14 protein-coding genes are annotated in these 17597 nt (G+C 47.1%); 13 read left to right on the top strand and 1 reads right to left on the bottom strand.

Features of this window, described 5'->3' with window-relative positions; translation table 11 throughout:
• Positions 1-91: 91 nt before the first annotated feature.
• The gene (locus tag MKZ13_RS22420; RefSeq protein WP_339178292.1) at positions 92-2146 is read right to left on the bottom strand and encodes a vWA domain-containing protein; all 2055 of its coding nucleotides are present in this window, start codon (positions 2144-2146) and stop codon (positions 92-94) included.
• 576 nt (positions 2147-2722) lie between these two features.
• On the opposite strand from MKZ13_RS22420, the gene MKZ13_RS22415 reads away from it, so the two are divergent.
• The 13 genes from MKZ13_RS22415 (at position 2723) to MKZ13_RS22355 (ending at position 17593) form a co-directional block, all read left to right on the top strand.
• Entirely contained in the window at positions 2723-4891 is a 2169-nt protein-coding gene (locus tag MKZ13_RS22415; RefSeq protein ID WP_091013787.1) for a transcriptional regulator, read from the top strand.
• A gap of 184 nt (positions 4892-5075) precedes the next feature.
• Positions 5076-5501: a hypothetical protein gene (locus MKZ13_RS22410; RefSeq protein WP_056695746.1), complete on the top strand. Its 426-nt coding sequence runs from the start codon at positions 5076-5078 to the stop codon at positions 5499-5501.
• Positions 5502-5627: 126 nt separating this feature from the next.
• Positions 5628-6089 carry a DnaJ domain-containing protein gene (locus MKZ13_RS22405; protein WP_339178288.1) on the top strand — a complete coding sequence of 154 codons (462 nt, stop codon included), beginning with the start codon at positions 5628-5630 and terminating at the stop codon, positions 6087-6089.
• Positions 6090-6131: 42 nt separating this feature from the next.
• A complete protein-coding gene (locus tag MKZ13_RS22400; RefSeq protein WP_127545040.1) occupies positions 6132-6683 on the top strand; it encodes an FHA domain-containing protein in 552 nt (183 codons plus the stop codon).
• A gap of 43 nt (positions 6684-6726) precedes the next feature.
• Positions 6727-7260 carry an FHA domain-containing protein gene (locus MKZ13_RS22395; RefSeq protein ID WP_091013796.1) on the top strand — a complete coding sequence of 178 codons (534 nt, stop codon included), beginning with the start codon at positions 6727-6729 and terminating at the stop codon, positions 7258-7260.
• Positions 7245-8126 (top strand): protein phosphatase 2C domain-containing protein, encoded by an 882-nt coding sequence (locus tag MKZ13_RS22390; protein ID WP_339178284.1) that lies wholly within the window; start codon positions 7245-7247, stop codon positions 8124-8126. The genes MKZ13_RS22395 and MKZ13_RS22390 overlap by 16 nt, the downstream gene beginning before the upstream one ends.
• Entirely contained in the window at positions 8092-10011 is a 1920-nt protein-coding gene (locus MKZ13_RS22385) for a serine/threonine protein phosphatase (protein WP_339178281.1), read from the top strand. The genes MKZ13_RS22390 and MKZ13_RS22385 overlap by 35 nt, the downstream gene beginning before the upstream one ends.
• The gene (locus tag MKZ13_RS22380) at positions 10011-11303 is read left to right on the top strand and encodes a normocyte-binding protein (RefSeq protein WP_339185434.1); all 1293 of its coding nucleotides are present in this window, start codon (positions 10011-10013) and stop codon (positions 11301-11303) included. The genes MKZ13_RS22385 and MKZ13_RS22380 overlap by 1 nt, the downstream gene beginning before the upstream one ends.
• 7 nt (positions 11304-11310) lie before the next feature.
• A complete protein-coding gene (locus tag MKZ13_RS22375; RefSeq protein ID WP_339178278.1) occupies positions 11311-12000 on the top strand; it encodes an iron-dependent peroxidase in 690 nt (229 codons plus the stop codon).
• 32 nt (positions 12001-12032) lie between these two features.
• A complete protein-coding gene (locus MKZ13_RS22370; protein ID WP_339178277.1) occupies positions 12033-14684 on the top strand; it encodes a molecular chaperone in 2652 nt (883 codons plus the stop codon).
• A gap of 31 nt (positions 14685-14715) precedes the next feature.
• Complete coding sequence (locus tag MKZ13_RS22365; protein ID WP_339178275.1) at positions 14716-15489, top strand: DNA and RNA helicase; 774 nt, start codon at positions 14716-14718, stop codon at positions 15487-15489.
• A 34-nt stretch (positions 15490-15523) separates the two neighbouring features.
• Positions 15524-16162: a hypothetical protein gene (locus tag MKZ13_RS22360; RefSeq protein ID WP_339178273.1), complete on the top strand. Its 639-nt coding sequence runs from the start codon at positions 15524-15526 to the stop codon at positions 16160-16162.
• 15 nt (positions 16163-16177) lie between these two features.
• Entirely contained in the window at positions 16178-17593 is a 1416-nt protein-coding gene (locus MKZ13_RS22355) for a phage baseplate assembly protein V (protein ID WP_339178271.1), read from the top strand.
• The last annotated feature ends 4 nt before the right edge of the window (positions 17594-17597 follow it).

The raw sequence follows: 17597 nt of genomic DNA, 5'->3' as shown, positions 1-17597 counted from the left end.
TTGAAGGGGACGAACTGGCTTGTTTTCTTTTATATTTTGATAGAAGGCATGCATCAGTGTGCTTCATTTCCACGTAGTTATCACACGGTGTTTACTGTGAATCTCTCTTTTGTCCTACATAGATGTTGGTACTTGGTTTGATGGCTTTGTAACGAATTTCGATCTCCGTAACGCCATCCTCAAACGTAATGTACAACTTTTCGTTGTACTCCATAGCTTCCGTATGTCTGCGCTTCACTGGAGTTCGGCCTCGGACAACCGTACAATTTGTATCGTGCCGTACCAATAATGTTTCTTTTTTACCGGCTTCCAGCCAGATTCGTCCCGACTCCGGTACTTTGACCCCGATATCCATTCGATCAAACAGCTCACGGAGACTTACTTTTCGGTGGTCCAATGAAGTCAGCGGCCAATTTGTCACCGGTATATCCTCTCCGTTCGCTGTAGCTAGAAAGTATCCTTCCAGTCTTCCGCGGAATACGGGTTTTGGTTTCAATACGAACCAATACAGTGCGAAAATTCCACCAGCAAGAAGCAGGCCCAACCCTGTATATAGGAGTACCTTTTCACGTAAAGAATGAATTTGCAACGAAATATCTGTTGTTATACTGGCTCCCTCAGAATCCGTTGCTGTCACCTTAATGGTCGAACTTCCAGTGTGAAGAGAGGACCATCGCAACAGGTTACCTTCAATGATGGCCTCCCCGAGCTTGCGTTCATTTCCACCTTCAGCAAGGACATACGTTAATGGATCATTATTGGCATCCTTAAAGTAGTTGTTCAGGTCGACATCTGTATTGCTGTCATCTTTGGATAACACCATGGATTCGCCGGTGGCTACGGGTGCTTGATTCGTAATGTCTACTTCAACCGGAGTAATTTCCCGATAAAAGTCTGGACCATCGATCCGTAGTCCCCATGTGTACAGATCTGACTTGGGAAAAGTGTATTTTCCCGTAAACCCGCTGCCTGTATTGGTCAAAGGGATACGTTCTGTTTTTCCGCTAGATGGCGTTATAATGAGTTCCGCTTCCAGTCCCTTGTACACATCCAAGTCCTGAATGGGTTTAGGGTCCACAGCCTGATCGTAGAGTGATGCCTCAAATGTGATGCTCTTCCCCTTGACTGGCTGCTCCGTTGCCATATTTGCGACCGCAGAGACGTTGTAATTCCCTAATAGGTTAATCTTCACCAGATCACCGCTACGGCCTTTGAATTTCAGTTTGAACTGTCCTTTGACCGGACGAATGATCTTCATCAGAGCATATTTATCAGACCGAATGAAGCTGACATTGCTCGATTGATAATAGAGCTGAGCTTCCGAGACAGCATGATCAGAGAGCATGATAATGTTGGCATCCGCCATGCTGGAGTTAGGAATATCCACGGTTACTTCCTGCATTGCTCCGGTTGCAGTCACAGCCGCTACAGATACAAGAACAGATTGAATCTGATCTGCAAAAATACGATTGAAGATTTCAGGCAGATCGTCCGCACTTCCGGTGATAAAGGAAGAACCACCCGTTTCTTTGGCGATGCGCTCCAGTTCTGCCGGGTTAACCGTACCGTCGCGGTTTAATCCTACAGTATAGATGGGATAACCAGCTTGTTGTGCCATCTCAATAACCTTGTCCACATCTTTGGATGAGTCGGCAGGTGTTCTGCTCGTCGATCCTCGTAAATCGGTTTCTCCGTCAGAGAGCAAAATCATAAATGGTTTACGCTTGTCCGTCTGGGATTGTTCAAGCAGGCTAGCACCTCGGCGTAAGCCAAGTCCGAGATCTGTATATCCTGAACGATTTAAGCCATCCACACGACTACGAAGATTATTGCGAGCTCCAGAGGATGAAATATCCATCAGTGGTACGGATGAAGTGATCTTGTCATTGTAGGCTACGAATCCCAATCGGGTCTTAGGTCCACTACTCATATCCATAAACATATGTATAACTTCTTCGGCAATGCGATCTTTGTCGGTCTCATTCATGGAGTAGCTAACATCCAGGACAAACATGGCATCGAGACCTTCGTACGCGTGGGTCTTGACAGATGATTCTGCGTGTATTTCCCCAATGTCCCATGCTGGAATTAAAAAGCTGATGAACAAGAGAGTGAAAATTGCTTTTTTGAATTTTATTAATATCATATGATGCTTTGAATCTCCTTTCTGTTTTGGGTACTGCAAATGTTTTTGATATCAAACTAATTTTTGTTGAAAAAAAATTTTTTTCTACACGATATAACCCCGTTATGCGTAGTTTCAATAAGTTAAAAATATTGCAACACCGCATACGTTAAGGCGATTTCCTCTTGATTAGGAGTAAAACTCTACTAATTTTAAATCATTGAACATCATCCAGATTATAGGATATTCTTTATCATCGGCATGATTCGAAGGGAAGTGAAGCGAAAATCGGAAATTAGTTCTATAGGTATATCGAAGTCACATAAATGAGCTTTTAGACCTATATAGGGGAATATTGACAAAACATATCGCTGATGATTAAGATGAATTCCATAAATCTCCAAAGCAAACGGCATAATCTGGTACATAAGTTCCAGTCATATGTTGACAGCTCGTTCTATTGGACTTGTGAGCGCCTGAGAAGATGATTCTCTTAGATCATGACCAAAGACTGATAGAGCGTGCGGAGTGTCAAAAATTGATGGAGGGGGGGAAGCATTCGCCCGAATGAACCATCATTAGGGGGATGTTGCCTGAATGGATATTATTAATCAAACGAACCGAACGATGCTTTTTGAAGAGATCAATCCTGAGAAAATGGATTTGATTACGATTGTCGGTGACGTAAAAGGGATCGACAGTCTGAATGACGACAAGATCAAGGAGATCAATGAACACCTGCTTGTACGAAGCTTCGATGAGTTTTTGGACAAGTTTTCTCCCAGTGTGTATTCCTTTTTCAATGCGGTAAACCAGAAAGTCATGTATACGCTCAAAAAGCCCGAAGGGATTCCGGATGAAGCAATCTCTGAGATCAAAATTGATCATAGCAATGACTTCCTGAGAATGTTGTTTACCCTGATCGATACCAAACGTAGTCAGGGGATTACGAATGTAGATTTTAAGTTTGAGAATTTGCTGGATATGATCTCACCGAAAAAGGTTATGGATGACATTCGGCAGGTACGGAAAGAAATTCATTACATGTACGGCCAGCATGAGAAGCTGGATGACGGGGACCCGAAGAAGTTGGATATCGGGGATAAACTTAATGTCATGTTTGAAGATGCGAGCCGGAACTATAACAATGTCATGGCGATGCTGCCACTGGCCATCGAAGATATCAAAACCCGCTTGTTGCTGGGCCGTGCTCAAGAAGAAACTTCTTCCGAAGCGATTCAGGTAGGACAACTCACGATTGGTGAGAGCGGAGAATTGAAAATTATCGAAGCTCCAAAGAGTGATAACAACGAGTTGATGCTCCTGGATGAGTCGACAAGCACAGATTTGACTCAGGTGTTTGCCGAAGATTATGATTCACTCTCCGAGGCACCTTCACCGTATGTACAGGATCTGGTCGTTCGTACATTCTGCCCACTGCCTGCGGTTCAGACGGATGTCGATACGGCAGTTGAAGTACAGAATTACAATACATACCTGGAATTTTACAAGAACGCCAAGGATGACTTTGTAAAAACCGTAAAACCGCTGGTAGAGAAAATTTTGGGTGTCAAAATGTTCTTTGATCAATATGCGACCAAAAACAAAGGCATGCTGCCTTCCATGCTGATTGCCAATGCCAAGCTGGATATGCTGGTTAAGAGCAGTAACATTCCGCGGCTGGAGACCTATCTCAACACAGTCAATGCCAAGAATGATTTTACCGACACCATTTGGTTCGGTATTGTTCCTTCCGTTGAACTGGAGAATACGGGACAAGTTCAAGTCAGCCGAGCCCGTTTCCGTGGTAACGAGAAAGTGGTTAAACAAGATGGAAACAGTATGGAATCCCTGTCCATGCTCCTGCAAGTCGTTAAAGACTACAAAGTACAAGTATTCTTCAGCTTTGAATCCGGAGAAGAGACTACATTCAGCAGCATGGCTACTGCGGGCATCGATAAATATATTGATAAATGCGCGGTATTAACTCGCAAGGACTACAGCGAATTCGCCATTCCAAGTGCTCCGAATTTCACCATCATTCCGAAAGAGAAATCGGGTGTCGTTATCGACAGCCGTATGCTTCAGACAGAGAATGGTGTGGAACTTTCCAAGGAGAAAGAAGACATTCTGAAGCTGTGGATTGAAGGTGTGTATGTCGGTGCGTCTTATGTATCTGCCGGAATTGTGGCTGCATATCAGTGCCCCGAGTATCTACGAGGCGCATTCAAAACCGTGAACCGGGATTATCCAGGTGTGCGTTTTGATATTGAGGCAGGGGATAACAGTCTGCGTGTAGTGACTACGATGACCAAAGAAATCTCCGGATTCACGAACACCATCAAGGATTCGATTAACCGGAAAAACTTTGGATTTATTTTCTCATCGGAGAATGCCCAAATCCAGGATAGCGACATCAAGCGGATCACGGTATACAAAGCGAGAAGCATGGCGATGTCCGAAGATGGCTTTGATTCCTTGTATAAAACACTCGTAAGTACTTACATTGAGCGCTTGCTCCGTTTCCAGACGGGTGATTTCAAGCATGAAAATATCGTCAAATTCTTCAGCAACAATCCGAGCAGTCAGAAGAGTCGGTGGCTGGGAACCCGAGGGTCGATCAATTCGATCATTCAGGAAGGTGACGATATGAGCTTTATCATCGATGAGAAGAGCAATATGTGCCACATTGACCTGGTATTTAACGGCAACGTGAAGAACCTGGAGGTCATGATTACCAAAGGCACCAGCGCGATGAAGGTGTAAGAAACTGGAGTGGGTACAAGTTTTAGAAATGGAATATGATTCTTTAAACAACGAATTATAGACATTCATTTTGGTGTTAGAGGCGGCCTTTACTGGCTGACCTTATACATATATTTCGGTACCTCTCCCCAGATGGAGAGCATGCCGGGCACATTGTTTTCTAATCTTAAGGAGGTTTTTATTAATGGGTTTTGTATTGAAAGTAGAAGGCGCAGAAACAATCGAATTGGGAATGGATAATATCCGCACAGTAGTGTATGACACAGATACACCGGATGATTCCAACGCTAGATCCACAGATGTAGGTGCAACACTTCGCATCAGTGGCAAAATTATTACAGCAACAGACGGTGACAATGCAGATGACACGATGAAACTTGCTCTGTGGTCACTCGTTCCAGCTGAAAAAGCAGATTGCTACCGTAAAGTAACCCTTGAAGTGGTTGCGGCGGATCAAGTGGTACGCAAAATTTACATGCCTAACGCGTTCGTTGTGGATTACACAGAACGTTTCGGAGATACCGAAGGCGTGGGTGAATTCAGTCTGTTCATCAAACAGAAAAAAGACAAAACGGAATTCACTAAAATTGAAGGCGGCTTCCCGGTATAAAAGGGAGCAGCTGATGTTCCGGGTCAGTTATGGCTGGCCCAGAATAATTCTGTCATGTTAAGGGGCCTTGGTGCCCCTTAATCTTTATTTACGCCCGAATACGGCAGGGAGGCAGGGACGAATACCATGAATGATTATTATGCCGTGCTTGGTGTGGAACGTGAAGCTTCTCCGGAGCAGATCAAGAAGGCTTATCGTCAATTGGCGAAGAAATTCCACCCGGATGTTAATGGGGGAGATCCGCAGGCAGAGATGCGTTTCAAGCAAGTCCATGAGGCCTACAGCACACTCGGAAATCCCGAGTTAAGGGCTGCATACAATCAGCAACCTCGATCTACAGGGAACCCAGGAGGACCAAATGGAGCAACATCCAGTACTGCACGAGAAAAGAGTGGACAAGCCCAAAATGGACCTATGAATACCGATAAGGTATGGTCGGATCCATCACGAATGCAGGAACAGTTTGAACAATTTTTTGGCTATCGCCCCAAAGGCAAGGGAAGCTCAAACAGTGGCAAAGCCGATCCCAACAAAGGAATGGATATGTCCGCCATGTTTGACCGATATTTCGGAGTTCGAAAAAAGTAAGCCGGTGGCCTGTAATGGATCGTGCCGGTTCAGGCGGAGGTTATGGAAGTGAAACGAGGAAGGTCGGTAATGACGATAGGGGTTGACGCATGCGTCGCCATGATTTCGTTAGCCGTGCTGTATTACATATTCATCATTAACCGGGACATGAGTGCCCAGTGGATAACTGGAATTATTGTGGTCCTCTCCGGGGGAGCATACCTGTTTTTTAAATACTTACCTGCCAGCAAGAGGGAAAAGAAGAAGTTGTCTTCACGGGTTGTGAAACTCGTACTGTTGGACGATGACGGTACAAGTGTGAAGGAATGGTACATTCAGGGTGAGACAAGTGTATTGATCGGAAAAAGTTCGAAGAACAGTGAGGCGGACATTGATCTGTCCGATACTCCATATGCTTCCCTCATCAGTCCGCAACATGCTGTGCTGAACAAAGCTTCGGGCCAATGGTTTATCGAGGATATTGACTCCGCCAGCGGCGTGGGCGTACGTAAGGGAAATCAAAGCAGATCATCCAAATTGGAAATCGAAGAACCCAGCCTGATTGAGGCAGGAGACTTAATTTATATTGCCAATACCCGCATTTTGGTGAAATAACGTTGGCGTACCATCATACAAACTTACGGGGGAATGAAAAGAAATGAGTCTGACAAGATGTGGAAACGGACATATGTTCAGCACGAGACGGCACGGAAACACCTGTCCATATTGCAATCTGGCCGTCGAGTCACCGCCTTCCGGCAATAGTGAAGCAGGGGGAGCAATCCCACGCGCGCCTCGCACGGCAGAGGATGACAGAACGATGCCATACCTGGGAGAAACGACAGGAATTGAACCGGTAACGGGATGGATGGTGTGCATCGAAGGTCCACAGATGGGCCAGGATTATCGAATTATGGCTGAAAAGAACTTTATTGGGCGTTCGGAAGAGATGCATGTTCGAATCCTTGGGGATAACACGATTTCAAGGCGTAATCATGCGGTGATTGTATATGATCCCAAAAAACGCAATTTCTATCTGCTGCCCGGTGATGCTTCCGGCCTTGCCTACCATAACAACGAAGCGGTCTATTCTCCGGTGGAACTGGCTGCGTACGACGTCATTCAATTGGGACGCAGCAAATTCATTTTCATCCCATTATGTGGTGTGCATTTTGAATGGGAGCAACAGTGAATACCTTCATGATCTTGTGGAACGACAAGGAGCTAACGCCTTATTGGGTTCTTGCAGCAGGCTGTTTGTCGATCTGGTTGTTGTTATTCGTCCGAAGCCGGATTCCGGTAAGGCAACGTGACGATAGGCCAGTAGGTGTTCAGATCGGGAATGGACAGACCATTGGTGCTCGCAGTGAGCAGGATGATTATTTTGCCTGTGCCGTGGAGCCATATGGTGTGCTCGCGGTACTTGCCGATGGAATTAGCGGCTTATCTGGTGGGAAAGTAGCCAGTACAACTGCTGTAGAAATATTTATCCGTGAGTTCGAAGAGTTGGAGCGGTTTCCTGATCCAGAGGAGTTTTGGGATGCATCTTCCCATGCAGCAAATCAGGCGATTCTTCGCAATTTACTTGGCGTTCCTGGAGGAACGACGTTGGTATCAGCCATGATCAAGGGCAGGGAGCTGTATTGGGGCGCAGTAGGGGACAGCATTTTGGCCGTGTTTCGCAAAGGTGAGCTACTTGCTATCAATCATAAACATACACTGGAAACTCAACTCGAAGAACAGTATATGTCTGGAGAGATATCGGAGCAGGAGGCGTTGGATAATCCGCAGCGCAAAAGGCTGGTCAACTATTTGGGGTACGACCATTTTAAACAAATGGAAATCGCGGACGAGCCGTTTGCACTGCAACCGGCGGACAAGATTGTGTTATGCAGTGACGGGGTATACAACTCTCTTACTGAGATGGAACTGGAAACTATACTTGCGAAAGACATGTCGCCATTTGATGCAGCTCAGACCATCATTGATTTGATTGAAGAAAAACAGCTCGTGCATCAGGATAATGCCACGATTATCATTTTGGAGCAAGGATGGTAGCGGATCAGGCAACGCACAGGGAAGGGAAATGGGGAGACGGATGAGGAAGGAGAACAGTGAATTCAAGACGGCTTTTGTCTCGGAAGCAGGATCTTTCCTGAAGAATCGGGATTTCTACGGCTGCGTTGAGCTGGAAGATTGGGCCTGTTATGTCATTGCAGATGGCCTGGATACAGATACGGAAGTGAATAGCGCACAGATCACAGTGCAGACCATTCTGGAATCCTTTTTGGAAAAGCCAACCATGTCCAAACGCAGACTAACAGAGTATATCAAGATTGCCCATGAATGGTTGCAGTATGAAAGCCGCCGAGTCAGGCTCAAAGCGGGATTCGTCATTGTTGTGACAGATTATACACGTATGGTGTGGGCATCTGCCGGACACAGCCGGTTGTATCATTTTCGTGGAAATCGGCTTGCACTAAAAAGCAAAGATCATAGCGTTGCTGTCCAGTTGGCAGCCGAAGGCCAGATTGCAGAGGATCGCGTGGATCAGCACGATGAACGCGGCAATCTGAACGAATACGCGGGCAAACCTGGCATGATCAGGCCGTATGTATCGGATAAGATCAAGCTGGCCGATGGCGATGTGCTTGTGCTCTGCACCCCTGGATTATGGGAAGGGGTTCAGGATGCCGAGATGATCGATGCGGTTGAAGGTGCCAATGACCCGCAGACACTGGCGGATACGCTTGAAGAAGTAATGCTTAGCAAGCAGCGTACCCGTATCGAGAATTATAGTGCGGCAGCCATATATGTGAACAAGATTTTTCATGAAGAGCCCAAGAACCGTAAGAAATGGATTAAGCGGATTGCCATCATGCTGGTTATGCTCCTGATTTTTGGTGGAGCCGGCATATTCTACGCGGTGAAAAGCGCAGCCAAAAAAGCTGAATTGGTCGTAGATATGCTGCAATATGAACAGACCGCAGACCAGTATGTCAAGGAACAAGAGTATGCCAAGGCGGTCTCGGACTACAGCCTTGCACGCAATAATTCCATCAAAATCAAGGACCCTATACATAAAAAGCTGTTGACCGCGAAGATGTCTGCTGCCCAGACGCTGGTTGATGGGGAAGCTCACCTGAAAGAAGGCGACATTACCAAAGCAACCGCGAGTTACACCAAAGCATTGGAATTGTCTGAATCCTATAGCATGTTCAACCGTGAAGTTATTCAGGAGCGATTGGAGCAGATGACCACTTTCCAGCAAGTGCAAGACTGGATCACGGAGGGCGATCTGAAACTCCAGAACGGAGATTACAGTGGAGCAATCATTTTGTATAAACGGGCCAGAACGGCCGCTACGGAGACAGCTTACAAAGATGCGCTGAAGGAAATTGCTACGCAACTGGAGACGGCCGAGACCAAACGTGCAGATATCAAACGGCAATCCCGGCAGCTTCAGGCAGATACGCTGGAACAGAAGGGTGACCGCTTCAATGAAGCCGGAGACTACAGCGGAGCCATGGATGCCTATGCTTCGGCACAGGGAATTTATCAGGAGATCGATATGCTGGAACGTGTGCTGGCCATGGAGCGGAAAATAAACAAACTGGATGAGAAATTGAACCCACCGGTACCGGCGGCTGATCTTACGCAGGATACGGCAGGATCAGATTCACCAAATACATCGGGCATAACCTCGGATATGACCGGGAGTACAGGAAGTGTGAGCACAGGCAGTACAGTGGGGAGCGGTTCTTCCACTGGTAATGTTACCTCGGCTGGAAGTAGCAATGCGGATGCTTCTGGCTCAGGTGCTTCTTCTGGAAAAACGACAAGTAATGCTGGCAGTAATTCTGCCTCCAAGGCTGACGGAAGCACCGGAACCACGGAGGCTGACGTGAACGAACAGGAATCATCGGAAGGAGGAGATTCATGATGAAAGACATGATTCGTGACCGTCTTAACAAGATGGAGGATCTTGAACAACGCCGCATGCTCAAAGATCTCATGACAGGCGTTTTTCTTAATCTTGTGGAGTATCAGGAGACGCTGAACAAACAGATTGAGCAACGGGTTTTTGATGAGGTGTTGCCGCAGGAGGAACGTCATGATGTATATGTCACCTTATGTGCGCTGGAAGATCTGGACCCCATTCATGAATTTCTGTACCCGATCATTCCTGAGGATGCTGAACCACAGACCGTCTATTTGAGCGAGGCCTCAGAGGCACTGGCGCGTCAGGAAGAGATGAAATTGTTCACATTCTACATGGAATGTGGGCAACAGGAACTCCAATCTCTGCTGAACAGTAATCGGACATTTCGCGGGGAGATAGTAACCAGTGGGGGCAGACATGCCATAACGGTTCGGTTGAAATCAAGTGCAGCGTATATCTCCAAAGTTGAAGAATTGTACCGGGTCTTTCGTAAGAACAGTCTGCCATGGAAATCGATCAATGCACCCTATGTGTTCAAATTCGTTGATTGTGTTCTGGTCAGTTCGGACGATGGAGAAGCATGGGACAAACAACATGCTGTCAAGGAACTTTCCATCCATCTCGAAGAGTTTGAGCCTTATAAAAGAACCAATATGATTCCGCTGTGGAACATTCAGAAGCTGGATATGAAAACGGGTGGATTCCCTGTTCCGGCTTCGGACCGAATCAATTATGAACATGTGTTGCCACTCCGCAAAACCGGAACGGAACACGGATATCTGGTGGATGGAGACGAATCGCATATTCGGTATATCAAAAGATCGGAAGAAGATATCACCATCGTATCACCACTGGAAAAATCCGATTCTTGGACGGTGCTGAAAATAGCTGGTCCCGTCGCAACCCGCATTGGCAGGATGGACTATCCGCTGTTTTCCAATAACAAGCGGGAAGGGTTTGCCGGTAAATATGCGCGTCAGGAAGGACGTTCTGTACGATCCAAAGGAGAGATTGCCCGCATGGTTCACGCTTTTCAGGCAGCAGAGGGGTTGGAACTGGAAGATGTGCAAGTGGTGGCGCCAGGACCCGCTTTGGGCATTACGTATCCACTTAATGCATTTGTTAGCGATCATGTCCGTGTTGAAACAGATAAACATCGAATGATTTTAAGGTTCAGCAGACACGGAAAGCAGCCGGGACAGGCCATTTTTCTGGATGATCTGCTGAGCTTTCTGGTATCCGAAATCCAGCTGGCTTTCCCGGAATACTGCTGCGAAGGGGAATGGGTGTGAGTACAGCATGAATTACATCTGGGATCTGATTATTCGGGCCAAGCGTAATGGAACCGATCTGCGCGACGTAACCTTTGTGCCAGCACGTGTGTACTCGCCTTACATGGAACTTAGCCAGACAAACCTGAATGCTTCAGGCGTGGAAGGCACGGTTGAAGTCAATCCGTATTATCGCTTTTTTGATATTTTCCGGGACCTCTTCGATATCAATAATGAAGAGCAGGTGGAGTTGCGGGAAGCGCTCTTTGATCTGGTCATTCATTTTCTAGCGGATATGGATTTGATGCAGGGGATGAACAAGAGGGAGTATTATATTCGCTTCATTCTGAAGGATATGCATTCGGGTGTATACGGGGATCGGGTTCGGCGGCGACTGGAGCTGTTCGGACAGGAGAAGCAGGAAGTGATCGCCTGCAATATGCTCCGTTTGTATGATACGGGTGAGGCGGTTCATCTGCTGAGGGATACCCTTGTTCGAATGTTCCCGCGTTCAACCCTATATGCCAATTGTGAGGAAAAGGATGAATTGCTTTTGTACATTGGTCAGGTAGAACGTACGGAAGCGAAGGAGAAGCTGGAACTGATTCTTGAACTCTTTCTGCCGGTTCGTTTCGACACGGAAATATACTGGGGGCATCATTTTGGCATTCTGGATGTGGACTATACGATGATACAGGACGGGATTGCTCTATATTAAGCAGCACCAGCAGTTGTAAGGAGGAAGTATAGATGAACGGCTATTCATACCGATTGTATCCTGACGCCACGAGCAGGGAACGTTCCAGAGGAACCATGCGTTATACGCGTGAAGAATTGATGGACATGACCACATTCCAATTACGGAACATTTGCTACAAGGAACGGTTAATCGAGGGATTGGGCCCTCGGACGGAGCGGGAAGAACTGATTCGGATTATTTTAAAATTTCTGGGAGCGGACGATATATTGTGGATCAATCAGTCTGTTGAAGGTGGATTCGAGCGGATACAAAAGGCTATTTCTCGTCATATGACGGCGCCCATGAGCAGTGATGGAGGCATTAGTGTGCCTGCACGACTGATTCTGTACGAAGGATTGAACGTGGACAAGCTGGATCGATATGTGGTTACGGCACCGGGTGGACTAACCGAATCCAACGTACTTTTAGTCAATGAGAGCATGGAGCTGTGTGGCATCTTCAACCTGGTTAAGGACGACTCCGTATCGGGAACCTTTTATTTGACGGCAGGAGGTGGGTCGACCTGGAAGAAATCGGGCAACAGACAGTACAGTCTTCTCTTTTTCCGTAAACGCGACTCGGAGTATCTCTATCAGACCTATTACTCCAGCAGACCGCTTCCACCCGTTCATATTCAGTATACCCAAATCCCACTGGCAGATCTGGACATCCGGGAGCTTGAACCGACAGAAGCGGTGCTTGCGATTGATTTTGGCACCTCCAATACGACGGCAGGCGCCTATTTGCATAACGGTTATATTCAGGCACCAAGCAGCCAGGATGTGCTGAATGGACGAGTCCGTATGGATGCCATCAACTACGTTTCTTTTCCCGATCCTACATACAAAGATACGGATTGGATCGAAGTCTTGCCTACGGCCATTGGGGTGGCGGAGTGTTCGGATCCAGCGAACATTCGTTACGAGTTCGGCTATGAAGCGCTGCGAAGTATGCGTCGGGGAGGGTACAGCAGCCGGGCGAGTGTCTTCCGCAGCATGAAGCGATGGGTGAACAATTACAACAAAATGGAAGAAATCGTCGATGTTCATGGCAATGCGGCCATGGTGTCTCGTATGGATCTGCTGCGTGCGTACATGAATTACATCATCCGAACGGCAGAGCATCAGTTCAAGTGCAAGTTTCGCCATGTGCATTTTACGAGTCCCGTGAAGATGAAAACACAGTTTTTGCAGATGTTCGGAGAGATGCTTCCGGATTATCGGATTGAGCAGACGTATGCGCTGGATGAGGGAATGGCTGTGCTCTATAACACCCTTGCTGACGGCATGGAACGTGGTGCTTTCATGGAAGGGCAGACGTATCATGCGCTCGTGATTGATTGTGGCGGTGGAACGACGGATTTGTCTTCCTGTGCCTTTACGATCGAGGATGGACATATGGCGTACAAGCTCGATATCCATACTACCTACGAAAATGGGGATACGAACTTCGGAGGTCACAACATTACCTATCGTATTATGCAATTCATGAAAATTGTATTCGCCGACTACTATAGCGGACGCCGTCAGGTGACGGATATTGATAGCCTGATTGAGGCACCTGGTGCGGATGTGTTCCGTCAGGTGGACGAAGAGGGTGTGAAGTCCGTTTATCAGAAGCTGGAGCAGCGATATGAGGAGGCAGAACACATCATCCCTACCGCGTTTGCGCGCCGAGAGAATCGTTCACGGGACGAGTATTTGCGGGTAAGAGGCAACTTCTACTTTCTATGGGAAATCGCAGAAGAGATGAAGCAGCAATTTTTCCGCAAAACCGGCATCTTGCGTAACCGATTCCACTCGGAGATGGATGGCGACGGGGACAGTGATCTGCAGATCACCACCATGGAGCGTTGGTTCCTCTCGGTAGAACGGAATGGGGAGTTGAAGGATGAATATGAGTTCCCCGATGTGGTGTTCAATATCAAGGAAATTACCCAGCTGATTAAGGCTGATATCTATGAGGTGGTTCGCAAGTTTTTGGATGATTTCTATCGGCAAGGGCGGATGAACCAGTACTCGATTATCAAGTTGACAGGTCAGTCCTGCCGCATTGATGTATTTCGGGAAGCATTGAAAGAGTTCGTTCCAGGCAGAAGCATTGAGTTTCGTCAAAAACCTGCGGAAGGGCGTGTGCCTGATCTTAAACTTGCCTGCCTTCGAGGGGCGATTCGTTATCTGAGTGCCCGCAAAACAGGAAGCGTTCAAGCCGATATCACGCATGATGCCGCTGTAATTCCGTATACCGTAAGTGCCTACACGCATAATGGACGTGAAAAAATGCTGATCAGCAGTCTGGATCGGAGTGATGGCATTCCAGGTAGCATTTCCCGTCCATTCGAGACGGCAGAAGTGGAGTTGTATCTTAGCGGAAGTGATGGCCAGCTGAGACAAAAATTCGTATATGCGAACCGCCCGGATTTCTATAAAGAGGTGCTCTACGAAGACATTCGAGATCGATATGGAGATAAAATTCCGCAAGATGATACGGATTCCATCGTGAATGGAGAGACAAAGTTTTTTGTCTTTCCGGATGATCGTCATTGGGGCTTCCATGTGTTGCCTGTAGCTCGTAGAAATGAACGGCTGTATCTGGGATCGCAGAAGCTGCTTCCGTTTGAAACGGACTTGTCGGAACTGGACTTCTTTGACGGAATGAAGTGAGGACCACGAGCAGAAAGGGGGAACACCGCTCATGTTCACATATTCGTATCCGCATTTTAACAAGGGAAGAATTCTGAAAACATCCATGTTGGAGGGACTACGTGATTTCCCCAGAGACTTCATCGAACTGTACTATCGCGGTTATGCAGATGGCATTCTTGCAGGTGCAGAGGTAGAAGTGTTCCCGGACAAATTGTTCGTCGCCCCTGGGATGGTGCTGCATAAAGGAAGGCTTTATATGCTGACAGAGCCTATGGAACTGGCATACCAAGCTACGGGACGGGTCAATGTGCTGAAGCTTCGGTTTACCGCGGAGGAGACCGTGAGTGACATGACGATAAGCCATTCAGAGCTGCTCTTGGATGAAGAGACAACGTGCACATCGAGAGAGTTGGAGCTGGCTCGATTCAAGCTGAAGGAAGGGGCCCGGCTGCGGCGTGACTACCAGACCTTTGCCGACTTGGCAACGGAGTTCAACACCCTGCATGTCATTCATGTCCCTTATGCAGCCGAGGGGGCAAGCACCTTATCTCCTGTTGTCATGAAGGATTATGCCGAGAGGTTGCTTCGAACGGGGACCTCTGATCCCCAGGATCTGGTCTTTGCCATGATGTGTCTCAATGAAGGAACGGTTGCGCGTAGCGTCATTTTGCATCACATTGCTAGTCGATTAGGGCTGGAGTACAGAGAATATGATAATGCGCAGATTCATCGATATCTGGATCGCATACTGGCGAATGCAGGTCGGGGAACGGTACGTTCGGGTATGCCGGTGGGCGGACCACATCGTATGATTGTGGATTGAAATTTTCAAGTGAATGGGAGGATGGAATTCGTTTATGGAACATATGGATCGCAAAATCATCCCGATGTTATATGGCAAAACATTGAACGGTGAACCTCATCAGGGAACAGAGACTAGAGATGTTGAAGTCTCTCCTGAATCAAGAGAAATTAAACCATTCGAGCCAATAACCATGATACGTCTTGAACAGGAAACGATACATCTGAGAAGAACGGAGCTATACGAGGGCAAGGTTACGGTGTCTCTTCCCCGCACATTTCGTTTGGTGACAGAAAGAGAAGCTCAGTTAAAATATCCGTCGTCCCATCGTCCTGAATGGATCTATACCAATGATTCGGGAACGATCAACTTTACGTTCAAGACATTGGATCATCGTCTTGCTCCGGAAGAGTTGAATTCCTTTACGGAATCGATGGCTGATGTGATTCGTGCAACTCAACCTGTACGAGAATGGAAAAAACACGGTGTTCGAGTGACGGATGCTGGTCTTTCCACGGGTTACTGCCAATTCGCTGTTCAGGGGTTGAATGATCAAATTTATAACCATATGGTGTTCACCATTTTAGATCAGAAAGTTCTTGTTTATGGCTTTAACTGTACGGACGATGAGAAGAAAAATTGGATGGAACCCGGTGGTACACTTCTGGATACACTCATTGTCGAAATGAATTAGAGAGGAGCTGAGTCCATGAGCCTGACGTATGAAAATCTGATTATTGAACCTTATGAACTAGTACATCTGCAAGAATTGACAATCCGCAAAAAGATGAATGAGCACACCCGCCTTGTTTTCAAAGGCATGGTATCTGAGGAATGGAAAGATCGTTATGTGGATGTTACGGATAAGAATACCCCGATTGAAGTGTGGCAAAAGGACGAGGAGGGGAACAAAAGTCCGCTATTCAAAGGCATTCCTTTATCTGTAGAAGTGCAAGTTGTGAGGGGCGTATATACGCTCCAGGTTGAAGCAATCTCACATACGTACCTGATGGATGTCAAAAAGCGAACGCGTACGTTTCAAAACATCCAGATGACGCTCCCTGAATTGTTAAAGGAGCTGGATCAGGATTATCCGGGACTGGACGTGATCGATGAGGGGACCGGGGGAGCCAAGATTGGCAAGGTGGCCGTGCAATATCAGGAAACAGACTGGGCATTTCTCAGAAGACTGGCTTCCCGGTTTCATACGAGTCTGATGCCTGCGGCTCAATTCGACAGCCCCAAATTTTATTTCGGCGTATATGAGCATGGGAACTCGATCGAACTGGATAATACGCGTTATACCGTCCACAAAAACATGACTCCGTTCATGTACTTCACGGAGAACGAGACTGTAAATGTGAATGAAAGTGACTTCATTGTATACGAAGTGGAGACAGATCAAGTTATGGAACTGGGACACCATATCTCATTCCGTGGCAGAAGTCTGTATCTTACGGAAGCCTATACGGAACTCGCAGGAGGTATTCTAAAGCATAAATATGTGCTGAGTCTTCACAAAGGATTGCGGCAAAAGACGTACTACAATCCGCTGATTGCTGGAAGCTCATTAATGGGGCGCATATTTGCGGTACATGGCGGACATGTCAGAGTGCAACTGAATTGTGATAAAGAACAGGAAGCGGAGAATGGACTATGGCTAATGTATCAGTCTCCCTATATTGCTGAGGGGCAGACCGGATGGTATGTGATGCCAGAGATTGGTGATCCGGTGGCGGTTTATTTTCCAACCCAGCATGAAGAAGAGGCATATGCTACGCCAGCGCCCAGACTAGATACACAGGTGACGGGAACGAACCAATTGAACAATCCGGATCACAAAATTTTTCGCACACCCCATGGCAAGGAGATTAGACTGACACCAGACTCCATTGTTATCACTGGAAAAGAAGGAGAAGTGTTTATCCGATTGAGTGGTGATGAGGGCATTCAAATCAAGGGCAACCAGCAAGTCACAATGTCTGCAGGGGGCAGCCTTTCCCTGAAAGCAGGAAAGAAAATGATATTGTCTGCCGGTTCTCAGTTACTTCTTGAAGGTGGAGGGGGGACATTCCGATTGGATGGGCAGGCACAGATGAGTGGTTCTGAGGTGAAATCCAACTAAACAT

This window comes from Paenibacillus sp. FSL R5-0701, from assembly GCF_037973995.1.
Classification (GTDB): Bacteria; Bacillota; Bacilli; order Paenibacillales; family Paenibacillaceae; genus Paenibacillus.
The sequence above is the reverse complement of the archived record's forward strand: the minus strand, read 5'-3'. Positions and strand labels throughout refer to the sequence as shown.

Coding starts and splice junctions, on each gene's coding strand:
- MKZ13_RS22420 (WP_339178292.1), bottom strand. CDS start 2,146: ATGATATTAATAAAATTCAAAAAAGCAATTTTCACTCTCTTGTTCATC.
- MKZ13_RS22415 (WP_091013787.1), top strand. CDS start 2,723: ATGGATATTATTAATCAAACGAACCGAACGATGCTTTTTGAAGAGATC.
- MKZ13_RS22410 (WP_056695746.1), top strand. CDS start 5,076: ATGGGTTTTGTATTGAAAGTAGAAGGCGCAGAAACAATCGAATTGGGA.
- MKZ13_RS22405 (WP_339178288.1), top strand. CDS start 5,628: ATGAATGATTATTATGCCGTGCTTGGTGTGGAACGTGAAGCTTCTCCG.
- MKZ13_RS22400 (WP_127545040.1), top strand. CDS start 6,132: ATGGAAGTGAAACGAGGAAGGTCGGTAATGACGATAGGGGTTGACGCA.
- MKZ13_RS22395 (WP_091013796.1), top strand. CDS start 6,727: ATGAGTCTGACAAGATGTGGAAACGGACATATGTTCAGCACGAGACGG.
- MKZ13_RS22390 (WP_339178284.1), top strand. CDS start 7,245: ATGGGAGCAACAGTGAATACCTTCATGATCTTGTGGAACGACAAGGAG.
- MKZ13_RS22385 (WP_339178281.1), top strand. CDS start 8,092: ATGCCACGATTATCATTTTGGAGCAAGGATGGTAGCGGATCAGGCAAC.
- MKZ13_RS22380 (WP_339185434.1), top strand. CDS start 10,011: ATGAAAGACATGATTCGTGACCGTCTTAACAAGATGGAGGATCTTGAA.
- MKZ13_RS22375 (WP_339178278.1), top strand. CDS start 11,311: ATGAATTACATCTGGGATCTGATTATTCGGGCCAAGCGTAATGGAACC.
- MKZ13_RS22370 (WP_339178277.1), top strand. CDS start 12,033: ATGAACGGCTATTCATACCGATTGTATCCTGACGCCACGAGCAGGGAA.
- MKZ13_RS22365 (WP_339178275.1), top strand. CDS start 14,716: ATGTTCACATATTCGTATCCGCATTTTAACAAGGGAAGAATTCTGAAA.
- MKZ13_RS22360 (WP_339178273.1), top strand. CDS start 15,524: ATGGAACATATGGATCGCAAAATCATCCCGATGTTATATGGCAAAACA.
- MKZ13_RS22355 (WP_339178271.1), top strand. CDS start 16,178: ATGAGCCTGACGTATGAAAATCTGATTATTGAACCTTATGAACTAGTA.